Origin of the sequence: Flavonifractor sp. HCP28S3_F3, assembly GCF_052065355.1 — a bacterium.
Taxonomy (GTDB): domain Bacteria; phylum Bacillota; class Clostridia; order Oscillospirales; family Oscillospiraceae; genus Flavonifractor.
Window position 1 is genome coordinate 86,351 of sequence record NZ_JBQHUF010000013.1, and the last position, 19,301, is coordinate 105,651.

A 19,301-nucleotide genomic window follows, 5' to 3' on the forward strand; every position below is an offset into this window, starting at 1 on the left:
AAAGAACAGGAAAGAGAAGCGAATTTTACCATTGCTTCTCTTTTCCTGCATATACGGGAGAAAGAACTATGCACTATAACGGGCTTTCGGACAAAGAGGTTGCCGAATCTCGACAAAAATACGGCAGCAACGTCATACCGGACTCTGAGCCTACCACATTCTGGGCGGAGTTTAAAGAGACCTTCGGCGATCCCATGATCCGGATCCTCCTGGCGATCGCAGTTCTGATGATCGTCATGTGTATCCTGGGCTATGCAGATATTTATGAGCCCATCGGCACCATTGTGGCTATTCTCATCGTGGCGTTTGTCTCCGCCAAGACCGGCGTGGCCAGCGATACCAAGTATCGCCAGCTGAAGGAGAGTACCAAAAAAGACCAGTGCAAGGTCTACCGAAACGGCGTGATTACCGTCATCGACATTGACAACGTGGTGGTAGGGGACAAGGTCCTGCTCCAGTCCGGTGACAAGATCCCCGCAGACGGTGTGCTGGTCCACGGCCACATCAAGGTGGACAATTCCGCCCTGAACGGCGAGGCGGAGGAATGTGCCAAGACGGCGGCCCAGGGGGATTTCCGCCTGGCCGACGAGATTACCGGCGACACCTTTGTGGACAAGCACTCCCTCTTCCGCGGGGCGGTGCTCTTTGACGGTGAGGGCGTGCTGGATGTCCAGAAGGTGGGCCTGGCCACCATGATGGGCAAGATGGCAGAGGAGATGCAGGACGATGAGCCTGACTCTCCCCTGAAGGTAAAGCTGTCCAAGCTGGCCGGTATGATCTCCAAGTTCGGCTATATCGGCGCCATCGTTATTGCCGCGCTGTACCTTGGATTCTACATTTTCTCCGCCGGCGGCTTCGGCCCCTATTTCGCCTCCGGCGCCACAGAGATCATTAAAGATGTGGTAGAGGCAGTGTCCCTGGCGGTGGTCATCATCGTGTGCGCGGTTCCCGAGGGACTGCCGCTGATGATCTCCCTGGTGCTGATGCAGAACACCAGCAAAATGCTGGACCACAACGTGCTGGTGCGCAAGGCCGAGGGTATTGAGACCGCCGGCTCGCTGAACATCCTGTTCAGCGACAAGACGGGCACCATTACAAAGGGACGCCTGGAAGTCGTTGAGTTTTTTACAGGAGACGGTATTACCATTCCTCTGGCGGAGCTTCCCAAGCATGGAAAGCTGAAGGGGCTGATGGATCTGGCCATCGGCAAAAACACCCAGTCCATGTTTGACGCGGCGGGAAATGTGATCGGCGGCAATGCCACCGATCAGGCGCTGATGAAGTTCCTGGGGGCGGATACGTTCAAGCAGCTGGAAACTTCCTGCTCCGTGACGCTCGCCCAAAACTTTAACTCAGCCAATAAGTTCAGCCAGGCATATGTGGGTGAGCTGAAGAAAACCTTCTACAAGGGCGCGCCGGAGCGGCTGCTCACCGCCTCCACCAAATACCTCAGCATCGGCGGTGAAGAGCGGACCCTCTCTCTGGACGTGATCAACGCGAAAATCGATGAGCTGGCCAGCAAGTCTATGCGCGTCCTGGCCTTTGGCTACTCCGAGCAGGAATTGGTGGAGAACCAGATCCACGAGGATACCGTACTCATCGGATTTGTGGGAATCCGGGATGATGTCCGGCCGGAGGCCCGTGAAGCCATTGCGGCCGTCCAGCATGCCGGAATCCAGGTGGTTATGATCACCGGCGACCGGCTGGAAACGGCTGTTGCCATTGCAAAGGACGCAGGCCTTCTGAAGACGGAAGATGACGTTGCGCTCACATCCGGCCAGCTGAACGATCTGACGGACGATGAAGTGAAAGAGATCATTCCCCGTATCCGGGTCATCGCCCGTGCTCTGCCCACGGATAAGTCCCGCATGGTCCGTCTGTGCCAGGAGATGAACCTGGTGGTGGGTATGACCGGCGACGGCGTCAATGACTCCCCGGCCCTGAAGCGGGCCGACGTGGGCTTTGCCATGGGCAGCGGTACCGAGGCCGCCAAGGAGGCCGGCAAGATCGTCATCCTGGACGACAACTTCAAGTCGATCAAGGACGCCATCTGGTACGGCCGGACCATCTACCACAACATCCTGAAGTTCTGCAAGTTCCAGCTGGTGATCAATGTGGCCGCCGTGGTGGTCAGCGCCATTGCCCCCTTCTTCGGGGTAGAGGAGCCTCTGAAGGTGACCCACCTGCTGTTCGTCAACCTGGTGATGGACGGCCTGGGAGCCATCATGCTGGGCAACGAGCCCGCCCAGGAGCGGTATATGACCGAAAAGCCCCGCAGGAGAGACGAGAGCATTGTGAGCAAGCCCATGATGGTGCAGATCCTCACCATGGGTCTGTGGCTCACCGCCCTCAGCTTCCTGTTCCTGAAGCTCCCCTTCTTCGACCAGTTCTTTGCCAACACGGACCAGAAGCTGTCGGCTTACTTTGTGCTCTTTATCTGGAGCGCCCTGTTCAATGGCTTTAACGTCCGTGACGACGGCTTTGCCATCTTTAAGGGCCTGAACGAGAACACCGGCTTTATGAAGGTGTTTATTGCCATCGTGGTCATTCAGGCACTGATCGTCAACGCGGCACTGGTGCCGGTCTGCGCGTGGATCAGCAGCATGTTTAGCTGCGTGCCCTTCCCGCCCATGGGCTGGCTGGTGGTGGGGATTCTGGCGGTGACCATGATCCCCGTGGATATGATTCGGAAAGCTGTCACCCCGAAATAGGACCGGAAAAGGGGTACTCCTGCATAGGAGTACCCCTTTTTTCAAACATGGGAGGCCCTGTCACATGAAAAAATTGCAGTACAATTCGCCGGTGATCCTCAGCTTTTTCTTTCTCTCCCTGCTGGCTCTGCTGCTGGGTTACCTGACAAAGGGCTGGACGACCTCCGCCCTGTTTTCGGTGTACCGGTCGTCCCTGGCCAGCCCCCTGACCTACGTGCGCTTTGTGGGCCACGTGCTGGGCCACGCCGACGGCAGCCACTTTTTAGGGAATATGCTGCTGCTGTTGGTAGTGGGCCCCCCTATGGAGGAAAAATACGGCAGCCGGTCCCTGCTGGCTGCGATCATTCTGACGGCGCTGGTTTCCGGGGTGCTGCACTTTTTCCTGTTTCCCCATATTGCCCTGCTGGGCGCCAGCGGCATCGTGTTCATGCTTATCATGCTGGGCTCTCTCTCCGGCATGCGGGATGGAAAAATACCGCTGACGCTGCTGCTGGTGGGCATCCTGTACTTGGGGCAGGAGGTATACGCCATGATCTTTGTGCGGGACAACGTGGCCAATCTGATGCACATTGTGGGCGGCCTGTGCGGCACAGCCTTTGGCTTCCTGTTGGGCGGCCGACGAAAGTTTTGATAACAATGAGGATAATAGCTATGCCTGATTACACCAAAGAAAATACGCTCCGGCTGGCCAAGCGGTTTCAGAACAGCAAACGGTCTTACCTGCTGGTGAATCCGCTGCAAGCCAAGCATATCCCGGTAAGCCCCTCGGCAGCCCTGGACATGATGGGGGCTCTGGGCAGCCTGCTGGCGGAGCGATACCCCGGCACCAGGCTGGTGCTCGGCTTCGCGGAGACCGCCACCGCAATCGGCGCGGCGGTGGCCGCCTCCATGGGGCCGGACTGCATGTATCTCCACACCACCCGGGAGGCCTTTCCTCACGCAGAGCAGTGGCTGGAATTCCGGGAGGAACACAGCCACGCGGTGGAGCAGAAGCTGAGGGGCGACTGCCTGCCGGAGTGGCTGGCAGCCACCCACACGGTGATTCTGGTGGATGACGAGATCTCTACCGGGAAAACCCTGCGCAATATGGTGGCGGAGCTGCGGCGGAGATATCCCCAGCTGGCGGAGAAGCAAATCGTAGCCGCCTCCATTCTCAATCGGGTCTCTCCGGAGAACCAGCAGCTGCTGGAGGAGGCGGGGATTCGCAGCGAATACTTGGTCAAACTCCCCCAGGAGGACTATACTGCCCTGGTAGAGGGGTTGGAGGTAGCAGAGGCGTCTCCGGCGGCGCCGGTGCCGAAAGTTTTCCACAGCCGGACTTTGACGTGTGGAAAACTTTTGGACCCCAGACTGGGTATGCCCATCGGGACCTACCAGGACAGCTGCGCCGGACTGGCCCAGGCTTTTCTGGCTGGGCCGGGACAGAGTATCCGGTCTGGCAGCCGGGTGATCGTGCTGGGGACGGAGGAATGTATGTACCCTGCCCTGGTGCTGGGACAGGCGCTGGAGCGGGAGGGCTGTCAGGTCCGCTGCCACGCCACAACCAGAAGCCCCATCGGCATCTGTGCCCAGGCGGGCTATCCCATCCGTTCCGGAGCAAAGCTGCCCAGCTTTTATGATAAGAGCCGTACCACCTATCTCTATAATATGGATGCCTGTGATAGCATTATTGTGGTCTCCGACACGCCGGTTGAGGGGACGGAGGCACTGACCAGCCTGCTGGGAGCCTTTCCGCTCCCGGAGGACCGGAAGATCTATTATGTCCAGGGAGGGCAAAATGTTTGGTACCTATAAGCCGCAGGATGTGGAAATCCTGCTGAAGGATGTCACCGGGTTGGTGAAGCCTCTGCCCACGGCGGAACGGGAGAAGCGGATCCAGAGCGGGGTGCATTATTCTGAAATGCTGCCCATTGAATACGAGCCCTCACCGGCCTATCTGGCGGCCTACCATGACGCCCTGGAGCGCTACGCTCCCATGACCGCCCGGGCGGTGGCCGCTGTGTCCCGGCAGATCTGGCAGGACAAGGGACCGGACGCAGTGCTGGTCTCCCTGGCCAGGGCGGGCACTTCCATCGGTGTGCTGCTCAAACGGTATATCGCCCAGTACTATCACGCCGACGTGAAGCATTATACCATCTCCATCATCCGGGGAAAGGGGATCGACCGCAACGCCATGGCCTATCTGCTGGCCCGCCACCGGCCGGAGCAGCTCCAGTTCGTGGACGGCTGGACCGGCAAGGGGGCCATTCAGAATGAGCTGAGCCGGGCCATGGAGGACTACCCCGGCGTCAGTGCCGGGCTGGCGGTGCTGTCCGACCCGGCCCGCCTGGCGGAAAAATGGGGGACCCACGATGATTTCCTCATCGCCAGCTCCTGCCTCAACTCCACGGTGTCCGGCCTGCTGAGCCGTACTGTTTACCGGACGGATATCATCGGAGAGCACGACTTCCACGGTGCGGCCTTTTATGCCCAGCTGCTGGACCAGGACCTCACGTACCAGTTTATCGACACGGTGGCTGCCCACTTCCAACCGGATGCCGGGGAGGAGAGGGAGGAGGAGGCGCCTGCCCTCAGCGCTCTGGAGGAGGTGGACGGGCTGTGCCGGGTCTTTTCCATCTCCGACCGCAACCTGGTCAAGCCCAGCATCGGAGAGGCCACCCGGGTGCTGCTGCGGCGGATGCCCTGGAAGATCCTGGTTCACAGCATGGAGGACGAGGCGCATCTGGGCCATATTTACCAATTGGCAAAGGAGAAGGGGGTCCCGCTGGTGGAGTATCCGCTGGTCCATTATCGGGCCTGCGGCCTGATCCGGCAGCTGGCCGACAACTGATTATGGAACAAACGATCTTTGCAAGCGATTTGGACAATACCCTGCTGTTCTCCAAAAAGCACGCGTTGGATACCGATCTGTGTGTGGAATACCTGGAGGGGGAGCCTCAGGGCTACCTGCCTCCGACGGCGCCGGCCTGTTTGGAGGGGCTGATGACCCGCGCTCTGTTTATTCCCATTACCAGCCGGTCGGTGGAGCAGTACCGCAGGATTCAGTTTCCCGTCCAGTGCCGTCCCCGGTATGCGGTGGCCGCCAACGGCGGGCTGCTGCTGATAGACGGGGAGATCGATCAAGCCTGGCAGCAGGTCTCTATCCAGGCAGTCCAACCCTGGCGAGGGGCTATGGAGGAGATGCTGTCGGCCCTGGAGCGCCAGAGCCAGGCCAGGCGGTTTCGTATGGTGGACGATATGTTTGTGTTTGCCGCCTGTGATAACCCGGAAGAGGCCCAAACGCTCCGGGAACGGCTGGCCGGGTCCACAGCTCTGGATGTGGCGGTCACCGGACGCAAGGTGTACTTTTTCCCGCCGCCGCTGAACAAGGGCGCGGCGGTACGCAGACTGCGGCAGCGGTTTGGAGCCGGACGGGTGATCTGCGCCGGAGACAGCCCCATTGACCGCCCCATGCTGGAGCAGGCCGATGTGGCCATCGTACCCCAGGAGGACCTGGCCGCAGGCCTCCCTTGTCGGGAGACGGTCGTCTGCGGACCGGGAGAGCGCTTTTATGAATTTGTATTGCGGCAGGCGGCGGTGCGGATCGGGTGACGGACACCCAAGGGAAAGGAGTCCTGTGCATGGCAGACTACACACAGTATTTTCAGGCGGTGCTCTGCCCGCCTTCTGAGCACACGGCGGAGGATTTTTTTGCGCGGAGCGGAAGATATTCCAATTTCCGCAAAGAAACCTACTTTATCCGTTATCTGAGCAAGCACGAATATGGCGGTATTGTAGAGAGACTGCACATATGGCAGGAGGATGCCCGGGAGGACTGCGGCGGGTATGTGTTTGTTCCTGCGCTGCCTAAGCAGCCCGGCCAGGGGGAGCTGGCCCAGTATGTCGCCTTGTATCATCAGGGCGAGTACAAGCTGCCCTTTTCCTTTCAGAACAGGATCCTGGAAGAGGCGTTTGAGGCCGGCTTTCGCGAGAGCTTGCAGCTGTTTCAAAAGAGCAGCGGGCGGGCGGAAGAATCCATTGTCCGCAACTTTGCCATCAAAATGCTCTACTGGATTGACCAATACTTTCCCCGCCTGTTTACTCAAACGCAAAAAATTGCCTGCTTTCCCAAGTTTGTCTGCTGCGGCACGGTGAAATTGCCGGAATATCTGTTTCTCCTTCTGCTCTACCGGATGGGCTGCGATGTTTTGTATCTGAGTGAGCAGCAGGACGTCTGCGTGGATGACCCCGAGCTGCTGGCGCTTTCCGTGCGCGTGGAGGCCCCGGACAAACAGCCTGCACCTGTTGTGATTCGCCAGTCTCCGCCCCAGTCTCGTCCCAGGGAAAGTACCGTGCAGCGCTCCAACGCCGGAACGCCGCAAAGGCCGGCGGAGGAGCGCCAGCCGCTGAGCTATGTGGAGCTTGCTGCGATGGCGTCGTCTGTGGTAATGCTGCAGGTTTTCGACGCACAGAATCAGTGCTTTAAAACCGGCTCCGGCGTTATTATCAATGAATCCGGCTATATATTGACGAACCTTCATGTAGCGGCAGGCGGACATTACTATGGCGTTCTTTTGGAAGAAGAGCCGGATGTATTCTATACCGACGAATTGATCAAGTATAATCAGGATCTTGATCTGGCGATTTTACGTATGGACAAGCGCAGAGCGCCGATCCCTGTATGCCGGGAGACGTCTGCATTGGTCAGAGGACAAAAGGTCGTTGCGATCGGGAGCCCTCTGGGACTGTTCAACACCGTTTCTGACGGCATCATTTCCGGCTTCCGAACAGTGGGAAAGCGGTCCATGATTCAGTTTACTGCGCCGACTTCGCACGGCAGCAGCGGCGGAGCACTGTTAGACCTGTACGGAAATCTGATCGGTATCATTACAGCCGGATTTGATGATGGACAAAACCTTAATTTGGCGGTTGATTACAAGGCAATTTTAGAGTTTGCAAAAGGACTGCTGTAACGAGAAAGCGCCCCCTGATGTAGGAAAATGAAGCTACATCAGGGGGCGCTTTCTTGTTAGTCGTTAAGCACTCCGTGCAGAAATGCGTCCAGGTAGTTCTGCCGTAATTCTTCACAGGCCTGCATGCCCTGTTTGACCGCTTCCCGCATTTGCTGAGACCTGTTGCAATAAGACTGATAAAGCTCCATCAGAGCCAATATATCAGAAAGAGGCATGCTGGCGAGCCGTTTTTTATGGGTCACCAGGCCGGACAACAACCGATAGTTTAATTCATCGAAGGGCCGCCTGAGCGCGCTGATCTGCTTAATAAGATGAACGGGAGGATTGGCCAGAACACGGGAAAATATCTTTTCCAAATCAGGGAAAGCCAAAAAGAAATCATACCGGCATTGGAAATAGGCGTTGACGACCTCCTGAGAGCAGGGGATGGGATCTGGCAGGTGGGTGATGCAGTAGCTGGTTAGCGACTGGAAGCAATGATCAACGCACCCTAAAAACAAATCGTCCTTGCTTGGGTAGTAGTGGTATAGGACGCCTTTTGAAAATTTTCCATGCTCACATATAAGATTGACAGATGCCCCTTCATATGTTTTGCGTCCAAATTCATGGCAGGCGGCGGACAGGATCCGTTCCTGCATCTGCGTCCGGCGCTCTTCCTGTGTCATCCCTGTATCACCTCTTATGCTGGTCATAATCTGTAGAAAAAATTTTTTACAGTATACCATAAAACGAAAAAAGTTTCAATATTCTTCATAAGTATGATAAAAAATCATACTTGCCACGGAGAAAGTGCCCCCCTAAAATATAGACCAGTAGGTCTATATTTTAGGGGGGAGATATGGTATGAAATGTACATCAAGTAGACGCATCCTGAGTACGCTGTTGGTCCTGCTCATGCTTGCAGGCTGCCTGCCCTTCTCCGCGCTGGCGGCAGGTACAGAGAGGCCTGCCTGGGGAGCGGACGAAGGTTCGGAAATGCTTGTGCAAAACGGGCAGCAGAAAAACAGCGAAACAGGAAACCTGGCCTTGGGGTGTCCTGTGCTGGCCTCAGAGAGCGGGGACGGCACAACGCCCGAGACCGCAGTGGACGGAAAGTATGACAAACAGTGGGCCTCCGGCGATATGAAGCCCTCCGGCGCGGTGGAAGATACTGCCGAGCAGGCGGCGCAGTGGCTTCAGGTGGATCTGGGGGAAGGCACCCACGACATCAGCTCCATCAAGCTGTATTACAACATGAAGGTATGGCCCATGGTCTATGAGATCCAGACCTCGCCCACCGGCGGCGCGGACGCGGAGGACTGGAGAACGGTAGTGCGGGTAGAGCGCGCTTCCTTTGACGGCGCGGTCAAAAATGCCGATGGCCAGAACGTGGCGGATGAAACCGGCAACACCAATCCGGCTACGGCTGCCAACGTGGACGTCATTACATCTGAGAGCGTTCCCGGCCTTCAGATCACGACCGTGGACCGGTATGTCCGCTTTTACTGTGAAAAGGTAAATGCAAAGGCGCCCGGCGTCAATGTCAATCTGAAGGAGATCGAGATTTACGGGCCGGTAGCTCCGGATGAAGAGGCACCTTCCACCCCTGCGGGTCTTTCTGCTGAGCCTACCAGCGACGGGGCCGTGCTGACCTGGAGCCCGGCAACGGATAACGTCGGGGTGACCGGCTACAAGGTGTACGTAGGAGATGAAAGCGATCCCAGAGGCACTCCTACGGCGGAGACCTTTACCCTGACGGGCCTGGCGTCTGAAACGGAGTATACTGCAAAAGTAATCGCCTGCGACGGGGCGGGCAACGAATCGGAGCCTGCTACCATTAGCTTTACAACAGAGGCCGCCCCTCAGATTACCTGGGATGTGGAGTTCCGGGACGACTTTGAGGACGGAATCGATCCCAGCTGGACCGCCAAATATCCCACGGCGGAGACCAGCGAAGATCAGGACCATACCACCGGTACCGGGAAGAGCTTCTCTGCCGGTGCGGAGCAGACTGCTCTGGTCTGGTCCAATGAAGACGTGCTGCACGGCGTCATCTCGGTGTGGTATTACGATACCATGCAGACGACCTCCGGCGTCACGCTTCATGTGGCGTTCGTGGAGAGTTCGGATGCTCCCGGTAAGATGGCGGGTATCGGCATCAACAGCAAACAGAACAAGGGCCAATATATGATGCGCTATCCGGGTGCAGGTAATTACAAGGCCACGGGTGTTGCGCGGACGGCTGGCTGGCATGAGTTCAAATGGGACTGCTCCGACGGCCAGAGCCTGAAGATGTACATCGACGGGAAGCTGATCAACACAGCTACCGATATCACGTCCTTTAATAAACTGACCTTTGGTGACGACTGGACCAATCCGCAGGGCGTTGCCCCCGGCTATTATGACGACATTTCCATCCAGGGCAATGTCTATGTGCCGCCCGTGGACGCCGGTTCGGAGATGGACAAGATCACCGCGCTGCCCGCCATCGGCGAGGCGGATACCCAGATCCCCCTGCCCGAGGTGGCTGAGGGATATACGCTGAAGGTCGTCGGCAGCGAGCTGGAACAGATCGTGTCCAATGACGGCACCATTCTGGGCACCAATATCGGCCAGCGGCGGGTGACGCTGCTGCTGGAGCTGAGCAGCGATACCGATCCCGAGGACACTGCGCGGAAGAATATCGATGTGACCATCCCGGACCACAGCGGCAGCGCCGCCTATGAGGGGACCGGCTGGTTTGACAGCTGCGGTGCCAATGCCAAGCCCGGCATTGTGCCCTCCGTGCAGGAGTGGTTTGGCTACGACGGAGAATTTACGCTGACGGACGGCTCCAAAATCGTAATCAACGACCCCGCCGATTTGGGCCTGAGCAAGGTGGCCGACCACATGGCGGAGGCAGTGGAGGAGATCAGCGGGGTCACCCTGGCCGTTTGCTTATGTGTGATAAAGAAGCAATAGAAGTGCAAAAAATTTTGCCGTTCCTATCCGACACTTGGCCATTGTGTCGGATAGGTCGGGCGGTTATTCGGGCAAGTCAATCTTGCCGACAAAGCTGTAATAAATCTCAATGTCCTGCCTGCGGGTGCCGTTCTCATCATAGCTGCACTCATGCACCACAATTTTCTCGATCATTTCCCGCAAGAGAGTGGGGGTCAGTTCTTCAAAGGCAAGGTGCTTGCGGACAATGCCCATAAATTTCTCGGCGTTGACGGTAGCTGCCTGTGACTTGTCCAGTTCGGCTTGCAGGGCGGCGGCTCTCTTTTTCAGCTCCGCTTGCTCGGCTTCGTAGTCAGCCGACAGTTCCATGAAACGCTCATCGCTGATTTTGCCGTTTACATTGTCCTCATACAGCCGCTTGATAATGCGGCTGATTTCAGAAATGCGTTCCTGCGCCTGTTCAAGCTGCTTGATGGCTGCGGCGGTCTTTCGCTTGCCGCCGATCTCGTTCTGCTGGACAAGTAGTTTCACAAACCGGCTCTCATGCTTGGCTGCGTATTCGGTCACTTGCCGGAGATTTGCCAGGACACCAGCGGTCAACAGATCGGTGCGGATAAAGTGCGCCGTACAGTTGCGGGTGCGCTTCTTGTAGCTGCCGCAGATGTAGCAGTCCTGTTTGCGGTCTTTGTTCTGATACCGCTGCTGATACAGCACATGGCCGCAGTCGGCGCAGAACAAAATCCCGGAGAACAGCCCCACTTCATCGTAGCGGTTCGGGCGTTTGCGCTGTTTGCGTAACTCCTGCACCCGTTCCCATGTTTCCTTGTCGATGATCGGCTCATGGTGGTTCTCGAAAATGGCCTGCTTCTCGACGGGGTTCTCTATGCTGTGCTTGACCTTATAAGAAGGCTTTTCCGTTTTGAAGTTCACCAGACATCCGGTGTACTCTCGGTTTTCGAGGATATGAACGACGGTGTTGGTCGCCCATTTGCACTCATAGCCTGGGTGATAACGGCGGGTGCTGCCTGTCCGCTGATATTCCAGCGTCCCCGGCGTGGGGATTTGCTGCTCCGTCAGCATACGGGCAATCTTGGTCGGGCCGTTCCCGGCAAGGCAAAGCTGGTAAATCTGCTGCACCACCGGGGCGGCTTCCTCGTCTATAATAAAATTCTCGTCCTCGTCCATCACATAGCCGTAAACCGGCTTGCTGGTAACAGGCTTGCCGCTCATGCCTTTTGACTTTTTCACTGCCTTGATTTTCTTGCTCGTATCTCTCACCAGCCATTCATTGAACAGATTTCGCAGCGGGGTAAAATCGTTGTCCATGCCCTCGCTGGCACTGTCCACATTATCGTTGACAGCGATAAAACGCACACCCTTTTGAGGGAACAGCATTTCCGTGTAAAACCCTACCTGCAAGTAGTTTCGCCCTAACCGGCTCATGTCCTTGACGATGACCGTACCCACTTTCCCGGCTTCAATGTCCGCAAGCATGGCTTGAAATCCGGGCCGCTGGAAGTTCGCGCCGGAAAAACCGTCGTCGGTGTACCAGCGCAGATTGGTAAAGCCGTTCTGTTTTGCGTAGGTTTCGAGTATCCTTTTTTGGTTCGATATGGAATTACTCTCGCCTTGCAATTCATCCTCGTGGGACAATCTCGGATAAAGGGCGGTAATGAGGTTTTGGGTGGCTTGTCTTAACATAAAATCCTCCGTTTCCGACAGCCAGCCCCACTATTCCGTGGTTTCATTGTACCACGGAACGGCGGGGGCTGTACAGCGGCAAAAGCGTTAAATTTGCTTCTTTACAGCTTTTCAATTTTCCGATTTTTATGGTATGGGTTGTCGTCCCATATTTGCAGTAGAAAAGTTCATAACTCCGTGGTATACTCTGATTTAACAAAAAAATCAGAAGTTAAAGGAGAAAACATGAAGTATACAATAGATGAATTAACCGCGGCCAAAAGGCAAATTGATTCAACTCTGCACAAGCTAAGAGAAACAGTAAAAACATTTGAATCAAAGGATAATTCCGAGCGTTATAAATCACAAATCACATTGGCAAAGAGAAGAATAAAAGCCTTTGAAATTGCAAATTATTTTATAGAGAATGAGATTAAGAATTGCTAAAGCACTTCCGATTTTCGTTCCAGCGGTCATGCTCCCTGGCATGGCCGCTTTTCCATGCCCCGGTTCACGCCGGATAAGTCGGCTCCTGTGTAGCAGCGGCTTCCGCTTCCAGTACCCGCGCCATTTTGTCGGCGGCTGTGGTTGTGGTGTCTTTCTTGAAATAGCCGGACACGACAAGGACGGAATTGCCCATGCGGATTTCCGTCACACAGTCAGGGCGGCGGGTGGTGCGGGTGTCGTGCTGCTTGTTATCTGCCATAGGCAATACTCCTTTCAGTCGGTAATCAGTTTCTTCATGCTCTCCATTTTCCGCTTGGCGGTTTCCTGCCGGAAGTTGTCGCCGGTAAAGCGTACCGGGACGCACATGGAAAGCAGGCGGTCATAAATCCGGGAATGGGCGGTGTCCTCCGGGTTGTGCAGGTCGTCCAGCGTAAGGTTGGTCGTGACGATCAGCGGCTTGCCGCTGCGGTAACGGCTGTCAATCACATTGAACACCTGTTCCAGCCCGTATTCCGTCCCGCGTTCCATGCCGAAGTCGTCAAGGATCAGCAGCGGATAACGACAAAGGCGGGAAATGTACTCGTTGCGCCCCTCAAAGCTGGCGGCAAGGTCATTGAGGATAAGAGCAAAGTTCGTCATGCGGACGGGGATTTCTTTCTCCATGAGGGCGTTTGCGATACAGCCTGCAAGGTAGCTTTTGCCGGTGCCTACGCCGCCCCAGAACAGGCAGCCGATATTGTCTGTCCGCATATCTTCCCAATGCTCCACATACCGGCGGGCAAGCCCGGTCTGCGGGTTCCTGCCGTTGTCGTTCTCGAAAGTCCAGTCCCGCATGGTGGGGTCGGTAAAGCCCCGGCGTTTCAGTTCTTCCACGGTGTCAAGGTGTCTGCGCCGCTTTTCGGCGGCTTCCCGTTCCTCGCGGGCGGTTCTCTGGCAGTCGCACTCTGCCGGGTGGCGGTCGCGCCCGAAGATAGCGGCCTTATCCGGCGCAAAATAGGCTTCTTTCGGCTTGCGGCACTTGCCGCAGTACAGTAAACCGTCCTCGCCGGTGTAGTCCTCCGGCTCCGGGATGGTGGTCGTCATATTCTCCAAAACCGCGTTGATTTCATTCTTCATAAACTCTCGCCCTCCTTGCATGAGTAGTCTGGTATGCCCTTTTTAGGGGCTTCCTTTTTGTCGTTCCCCGCCCATATCCGCAGGGCGGCGGCATAGTTCTGGTAGCTTTTCCCGTTGGCGGCAAGGTAGCGGCTCATTTCCTCGATGAACCGTTCCAGCCTGTCAGGGTACTCTGCCTGCAACTCGTCGTATTCGGTCTGTGACAGAAAAATATTTCCATATCGGCCATAGGGCGCGGACGGCCCCCCACTCACTCCCTTTGTTTGGCTCTCTGTAAGGTTGTTTATAGTAGTTTGGTTAGGGGACGGTTTTCCGACCATCATAAGGTCGGTTTTCTGACCATCAGTAGGACGGTTTTCCGGCTCTATGAGGGGCGGACTTCCGGCCATCAGTTGGTCTGAAAACTGTACCTGTGGCACTGGCGGTACTTTGACATAAAGCCGGTTCGGTGCGGAGAAGCCGCCCCGTTCCCGTTCCAACAGCCCCGCCGTGTCCAGTTCATTAAGCGCCCCCTTGATGGTGGTGCTGCCTTTATCCAGTATTTCTGCTATCTCCGCGATGGGATAGATAATATAAATCCTGCCCTCGTCGTCCAGCCACTTGTTTTTCTGGGAGAGGGTGGAACGGTCTAACAGCAGCGAATACAGCAGCTTGGCGGTCTGTGAAATCTCCATTTTCAGCAGGAAACGGGGATACGGCAGATAGGCGGGCAGCCGCGTGTCTGCCCTGATATAATCAGCGATAGGATCACCTCCCTGTGTTCGGGTTGATTTTGGCGTATTGTCACGCATTAAAACGCCGTTTCCGGGGGAAAAGGATAAATGTATCGCGTACCCTTTGACACCCACGAAAAAAGCCTTGATTTATGCGGGTTTGAAAGGCTCTAAAGCGTGACATCTCTGCCTTTGTTTCCGCTTTCTCTCGGCGGCTTTGATTTTCTTCATGCGCCCGGCGCAGTCGGGGCAGTATTTTCCCCGGTTGGATTTGGGGACAAAGGCCGCCCCGCAGACGGCACACCGTTTCCGGCTTCCCCGGCACAAGAGGGCTGCGGCCAGCTCCCCGTCAAGGGGCAGGACAGCCACACGGAACCAGTGGCACATGAGGGAAAAGGAAATGCTCTGGACGCACACGCAAGGCTCCCCGTCGTCCAATAGCAGGCAGTTCCCCTCATCGTAGTTACAGCACTCATGTACCAGCCGCCGCGCCCGCCGGTGCTGGCGGTAGTCCATGTGGGGCAGGTTATCGCTCATGGCTCTGCTCCTTTCTGCGGTGCGGCTCGTCCCGGCGCAAAATCTGGTCGATGTTCCGCTTGACGGTCTGCAACTCCTTGAACCGCTGTTTCTGTTCGTGATAGGTGTTATACAGGCCGTCTTTCTCGGAGATAAGCTGCTCGATCTCGGCCTGCAACGCTTTCCGGGCGGGCAGCTTGGTAATGCCATGCGCCTTGAAATACCGGGCTGCTGCGTCGGCTATGATAAAATCGCTCTCATGGGCCTGCCGGTATGCGGCGCGGGCTTTCTCGGATTTCTGTGCCCGCAGCCCGTCGCGGGCGGCCTTGGTCTGGGCGTAGGCCAACACCTGCCGCTGCAACTTCTTTTTCCCTTGCAGCTTCGTTTCCAGTGCTTTCAGTTCGCCGCTGGTCTGGCGCATTTTCTGATAGGCGGTGTCAACGGCGGCTTCTAACTGCTCCGGGGAAGTAAAGCCGTATTGCTGGTAGACGGACAGCGTTTTGGCGGCCTGCTTCAGATTGTGTATCTTCGCCCAGCGTTCATAGCCCCGGCCTTTGCCCTCGGCCATTTTCTGCTCAATGTCCACAAGCCGCTGCACTCCGTCCTGTTTCGGGGCGGCTATCTCGGCTCTGGCAACCTGCAAGCGGTCTTTTATGGTGCGTGGGGGATCGGGGGATCTGGCTGGCGCTTCGGCTGCTCTGGCGGCGTTTTGCTCTAAAACGGCAAAGACAGCGGCGCGGTCAAAATCGTCGCCCAGCTTCCGGGCGGTAATTGGCTTTGTCCTGTCCGGCGTGAGGTAGGAAAGCCGCCCCCGGCTCTCCTTGACGGTCACACCCTCCTGCAGCAACAGAGAGGAAAACTCGTCAAAGCTGGCGGCGGTGGCAAGGGCTTTCCGTAGGGTCTGCCGCAGCTTCTCCTTGTTCGTTTCAAACTTGGTCTGCCGGGGCGTGATACTATCGGCAATCATGGGGGCGTTCTGCTTGTCCAGCGCGGCCTGTCCCTTTTTCTGCGCCCAATACTCCCGGTCGGTGACGCGGTTCTTGCTGCCGTTCAAGAGGTCGATTTGATAAAGCCCCTCCCGGTGGCACATCTCCATGACTTCGGATTTGAAGTAGCGCAGGGCAGCGTCGGTACATCGGTGCTTGCAGCCGACTTTCGTATCGGCCGGCCTGTCCATGTAGGGCAGGAACGGCACTTCCTCAATCCGCAGGCTGTTTATGACGATATGCACATGAATGTTGCCGCTGTGGTTATGCCCGTCCGGGTGGGTGCAGACAAGGGCCTGGTGGCCGGGAAAATGCTCTTTACAGAATTGTTCCCCCAACGCCTGCGCCCGGTCTACGGTCAGGCCGTTGTCCGGCCCGTCCCGCGGGTCAAAGCTGATGATGTAGTGGTGGCTTTTCACATCTTCCCGCCGCTGGTTTTTCTGATAGCGGAGATTGGCCCGCATACACGCAACGGCAAAATCCTCCCCGTCGCAGTTCAGCGTGGACAGCCGGTAGTCCTCGCGGGGGATAAGCCTGCCGGTTTCATCAAGGACGGGCTTCATGGTAAACTCGTCATGCTCAAAGAGAAGATATTGCTCGGCGGCTCCGTAGTCGGCGTTTTTAGAGTTGATATGCTTGAGTGTTGCCAACCGCGTCACCTACTTTCTTGAGGACTTCATACTTGAGGACGGCAAGGTCGGATATGGCGGCGCGTACCTCGCCGGAAAGGGTGTTGTAGGGTACGCCGTATTCGTTCAGATACCGGGCAATCTGATTGAGGTTGCCGCCGATCCTGCCGTACTCGGCTGTCAGCTTCCCGACAGCGGAAAGCAACTCGTCATTGACCGACGACACATGGACAACCGGGCGTATGGTCGCCCGCCGTATCGCCTGCCGGAGAAATTCGGACTGGCTGATACCATAGGGCGCAAGCCGCGCTGTGAAGTCGGCATACTCATCTTCGGACAGCCGGGTTTTCACAACGCGGCTGCGGTGGGGCGTGTTGTATTTCTTTCGCATGGTGTGACCTCCTTTCTCGCCCGTAAGGGCGCATGAGCAGGGTTTGGGGAAGGCACTCCCCAACAAGTTTCCCGCGAGGGGCAAAACTGCAGAATTGCGGATTTTGGCACCGTGGTAGAAACTTGCTCTCCGTGACTGCAAACTTTCTCTCACTTCCGTCCGCCACTTTTTTGGAAAACTGCAACCACAAAAGTTTGTTTCTCTTTTTCTGCTACTACTAATCCTGTAAAGGGCATTCCTGCCCGCTTTCGCTAAAATGACACCGGACGCAGTGGTTTCTACCCGGTGTTGGAGAAATCCTTTCTCTTTGCCCTCTACTACGGGTAAATGCTCCAAATGCCAAACACCAGGGCAGAAAAATTCCCTCCTCGCTTACTACTACAACCGGCAGGGGGCAAAATGGCCGGGAGCGGAGCCGGACAACAAAAAAAGCAGTAAATCTTTTTCAAGACTTACTGCTTTCGCTGGCCGCGTCGGTGGCGGCTGGTATTCAGTTTTTATGACTTGTCCGGTGGTTCGTCAAGCCGGAACTTGAATTGACAGTCAATTAACCGCTGCTTTACATAGTCCTCCACCTCGGCGTTGACCTGCCCGTTCACTTTTGAGAAATAGCGGATATATCCGGCGTAGTGGAGCAGGACAGCGTTCACGGCTTCTGGGTCGCCCTCACGGGCTTTGAGGATTGTTTCATAGGGGAGAAGTCTACTCATACCGGCTCACCCCCATTTCTTCGCGTAGCCGCTGCAAGGCAAGCTGGATATGCCGCCCCGCTGTGCTGCGTGACCGGCCAATACACGCGCCGATCACGCGCTGCGGCTGGCGCAGAAAGTAATAGCGCAGGATTTCTTCCCGCGTCTGCTCCGGCAAAACAGAGATCGCGTCGGCAAGGGCGGCGTTGCAGAGCAGGACGGTCTGACCGCAGACGGTAAATGGGTATTCCTCGTCCGGCTCCGACGCGGCAAACTGGACAAACTTCTCGTTCATCAGATAGTCAAGGGAAACTTGCCGTTCCCATTGCCGTTTAAGCTTCAAAATCTTGTCCAAGGCGGCACAGCGGATAACAGTCTTGCAAAAGGCGTTGTACCTGCGCTGGATATATTCTTGATAGGCTATCTGGTCGGTCATGGAAATTCCCCTTTCTGAATAATAGTGCGGGGCGGTGGCACTTCTTGCTGTCGCCCCTTGATTGCCTACCAGCAAAGGCGGGCGGGGCTGTCAACGGCTGCGCATATGCGCCGTTCATCTTGACCGTTGACTGGCTCGGCTGGGTTTGCTATTTACCCGACAAACTTGAATTTATTTTAAGCTATCACGTTTTACCTTCTTAAGCCTTACTATCATTACCATAGGAATTTCTTTGTTGGTTTTAAAACATTCTTCATAAAATCCATCAATGACAAATCCAGCTCTAAAACAAAGGTTAAAAATATCTTGTATGGAACGATGATAATAAATCTGCTCTTTCGGTTGCCCTTCAATCGCTATATCATAGTAACTGTGCGGTGTCATATATTTTTCAGTCAACGTGACAAAACAAGGGTGTTGCGTTGCAAAGACAAAAATTCCGCTTTCCTGCAACAGTTCATAAACAGCCATAAGAAGTGGTTCAATATCCGTAATATCCATAATTGCCATATTAGAAACTGCTTTCGTAAAGGCTCGATTTCTTTTTAATTCTAATATACTTTTTCTATCGGTCGCATCCGCCACACAAAATTCAATTTGTTTTGCATATTGTGATTGCCGTCTTTTAGCCAATTCTATCATTTTTTTGCTGTAATCAAAAGCGACAACCGAAGCGCCTCTTTGTGCAAGATACGAAGAATAATTTCCATTGCCACACGCAATATCCAAAATGTAATCCGCAGGATTAGGAGATAGAAGTTCCGTTACTTTGGGACGCACTACCTCTCTGTGAAATTCATTAGATTCGTCACCCATTGCATTATCCCAAAATTGTGCGTTCTCCTCCCAGATTTTTTTACTTTCCTCTGTTCCCATGTTCTCTCCCACTCCCCAAATTTGCTTTTTTGCTTCCATTAAATCTTCCTTACTATATTCCATTGTTACCCTCCATAACTTCTGATTGTTGCCGTCTTGACGATTATGTATCTTTACATTACCTTCTGAAACATATGGCGCACCTTGTCCAGGCGGCTGTTTGGACGGCGGGGCTGGATGACCGGCTGACCGACAGCGGCCTGATATCCTTTCAGCTCTGTAAGGCATACGCTCCGCCCG

The 19,301-nt window shown here is 55.6% G+C and carries 19 protein-coding genes; 8 read left to right on the forward strand and 11 right to left on the reverse strand.

The window, feature by feature from the left end; translation table 11 throughout:
* Positions 1-68 precede the first annotated feature (68 nt).
* The 6 genes from ACTNB1_RS11865 to ACTNB1_RS11890 all read left to right on the forward strand — a co-directional run bounded on the left by ACTNB1_RS11865 (position 69) and on the right by ACTNB1_RS11890 (position 7,663).
* Positions 69-2,711, forward strand: a complete 2,643-nt coding sequence (locus tag ACTNB1_RS11865) for a calcium-translocating P-type ATPase, PMCA-type (protein WP_441169734.1) — start codon at positions 69-71, stop codon at positions 2,709-2,711.
* A 64-nt stretch (positions 2,712-2,775) separates the two neighbouring features.
* The gene (locus ACTNB1_RS11870; RefSeq protein WP_441169735.1) at positions 2,776-3,342 is read left to right on the forward strand and encodes a rhomboid family intramembrane serine protease; all 567 of its coding nucleotides are present in this window, start codon (positions 2,776-2,778) and stop codon (positions 3,340-3,342) included.
* 20 nt (positions 3,343-3,362) lie between these two features.
* Positions 3,363-4,505 carry a phosphoribosyltransferase domain-containing protein gene (locus ACTNB1_RS11875; RefSeq protein WP_441169737.1) on the forward strand — a complete coding sequence of 381 codons (1,143 nt, stop codon included), beginning with the start codon at positions 3,363-3,365 and terminating at the stop codon, positions 4,503-4,505.
* Positions 4,489-5,541 (forward strand): cysteine protease StiP family protein, encoded by a 1,053-nt coding sequence (locus tag ACTNB1_RS11880; protein ID WP_441169738.1) that lies wholly within the window; start codon positions 4,489-4,491, stop codon positions 5,539-5,541. The genes ACTNB1_RS11875 and ACTNB1_RS11880 overlap by 17 nt, the downstream gene beginning before the upstream one ends.
* Positions 5,542-5,543: 2 nt before the next feature.
* Positions 5,544-6,302 carry an HAD family hydrolase gene (locus ACTNB1_RS11885; protein WP_441169739.1) on the forward strand — a complete coding sequence of 253 codons (759 nt, stop codon included), beginning with the start codon at positions 5,544-5,546 and terminating at the stop codon, positions 6,300-6,302.
* Positions 6,303-6,331: 29 nt separating this feature from the next.
* Positions 6,332-7,663: a trypsin-like peptidase domain-containing protein gene (locus ACTNB1_RS11890; protein ID WP_441169740.1), complete on the forward strand. Its 1,332-nt coding sequence runs from the start codon at positions 6,332-6,334 to the stop codon at positions 7,661-7,663.
* Positions 7,664-7,719: 56 nt separating this feature from the next.
* Here ACTNB1_RS11890 and ACTNB1_RS11895 read toward each other — a convergent pair whose 3' ends face one another.
* Positions 7,720-8,328 (reverse strand): TetR/AcrR family transcriptional regulator, encoded by a 609-nt coding sequence (locus ACTNB1_RS11895; RefSeq protein WP_441169742.1) that lies wholly within the window; start codon positions 8,326-8,328, stop codon positions 7,720-7,722.
* A 178-nt stretch (positions 8,329-8,506) separates the two neighbouring features.
* Between ACTNB1_RS11895 and ACTNB1_RS11900 the strand changes: the two genes are divergently transcribed.
* A complete protein-coding gene (locus ACTNB1_RS11900; RefSeq protein ID WP_441169743.1) occupies positions 8,507-10,603 on the forward strand; it encodes a fibronectin type III domain-containing protein in 2,097 nt (698 codons plus the stop codon).
* Between the two features lie 63 nt (positions 10,604-10,666).
* Here ACTNB1_RS11900 and ACTNB1_RS11905 read toward each other — a convergent pair whose 3' ends face one another.
* Positions 10,667-12,283 carry a recombinase family protein gene (locus ACTNB1_RS11905; protein ID WP_002596236.1) on the reverse strand — a complete coding sequence of 539 codons (1,617 nt, stop codon included), beginning with the start codon at positions 12,281-12,283 and terminating at the stop codon, positions 10,667-10,669.
* Between the two features lie 225 nt (positions 12,284-12,508).
* On the opposite strand from ACTNB1_RS11905, the gene ACTNB1_RS11910 reads away from it, so the two are divergent.
* On the forward strand, positions 12,509-12,709 hold the full coding sequence (locus tag ACTNB1_RS11910) for a hypothetical protein (RefSeq protein WP_002596235.1): 201 nt from the start codon (positions 12,509-12,511) through the stop codon (positions 12,707-12,709).
* A 64-nt stretch (positions 12,710-12,773) separates the two neighbouring features.
* Here the strand turns inward: ACTNB1_RS11910 and ACTNB1_RS11915 are convergent, their stop codons facing one another.
* The 9 genes from ACTNB1_RS11915 to ACTNB1_RS11955 form a co-directional block, all read right to left on the reverse strand.
* The gene (locus ACTNB1_RS11915) at positions 12,774-12,968 is read right to left on the reverse strand and encodes a transposon-encoded TnpW family protein (protein WP_002596234.1); all 195 of its coding nucleotides are present in this window, start codon (positions 12,966-12,968) and stop codon (positions 12,774-12,776) included.
* A 14-nt stretch (positions 12,969-12,982) separates the two neighbouring features.
* Positions 12,983-13,825: an ATP-binding protein gene (locus ACTNB1_RS11920; RefSeq protein ID WP_002596233.1), complete on the reverse strand. Its 843-nt coding sequence runs from the start codon at positions 13,823-13,825 to the stop codon at positions 12,983-12,985.
* Positions 13,822-14,673, reverse strand: coding sequence for a replication initiator protein A (locus ACTNB1_RS11925; RefSeq protein ID WP_002596232.1), 852 nt, complete (start codon positions 14,671-14,673; stop codon positions 13,822-13,824). The genes ACTNB1_RS11920 and ACTNB1_RS11925 overlap by 4 nt, the downstream gene beginning before the upstream one ends.
* A gap of 15 nt (positions 14,674-14,688) precedes the next feature.
* Positions 14,689-15,075 (reverse strand): cysteine-rich VLP domain-containing protein, encoded by a 387-nt coding sequence (locus tag ACTNB1_RS11930; protein WP_002596231.1) that lies wholly within the window; start codon positions 15,073-15,075, stop codon positions 14,689-14,691.
* Positions 15,065-16,690 (reverse strand): relaxase/mobilization nuclease domain-containing protein, encoded by a 1,626-nt coding sequence (locus tag ACTNB1_RS11935; protein ID WP_002596230.1) that lies wholly within the window; start codon positions 16,688-16,690, stop codon positions 15,065-15,067. The genes ACTNB1_RS11930 and ACTNB1_RS11935 overlap by 11 nt, the downstream gene beginning before the upstream one ends.
* Positions 16,662-17,060, reverse strand: a complete 399-nt coding sequence (locus ACTNB1_RS11940; protein ID WP_002596229.1) for a plasmid mobilization protein — start codon at positions 17,058-17,060, stop codon at positions 16,662-16,664. The genes ACTNB1_RS11935 and ACTNB1_RS11940 overlap by 29 nt, the downstream gene beginning before the upstream one ends.
* Before the next feature lie 497 nt (positions 17,061-17,557).
* Positions 17,558-17,770 (reverse strand): helix-turn-helix domain-containing protein, encoded by a 213-nt coding sequence (locus ACTNB1_RS11945; protein ID WP_002586615.1) that lies wholly within the window; start codon positions 17,768-17,770, stop codon positions 17,558-17,560.
* On the reverse strand, positions 17,763-18,185 hold the full coding sequence (locus tag ACTNB1_RS11950) for a sigma-70 family RNA polymerase sigma factor (RefSeq protein ID WP_002586616.1): 423 nt from the start codon (positions 18,183-18,185) through the stop codon (positions 17,763-17,765). Before ACTNB1_RS11950 ends, ACTNB1_RS11945 begins: the two co-directional genes overlap by 8 nt.
* Positions 18,186-18,356: 171 nt before the next feature.
* The gene (locus tag ACTNB1_RS11955; RefSeq protein ID WP_002586626.1) at positions 18,357-19,124 is read right to left on the reverse strand and encodes a class I SAM-dependent methyltransferase; all 768 of its coding nucleotides are present in this window, start codon (positions 19,122-19,124) and stop codon (positions 18,357-18,359) included.
* Positions 19,125-19,301 lie beyond the last annotated feature (177 nt).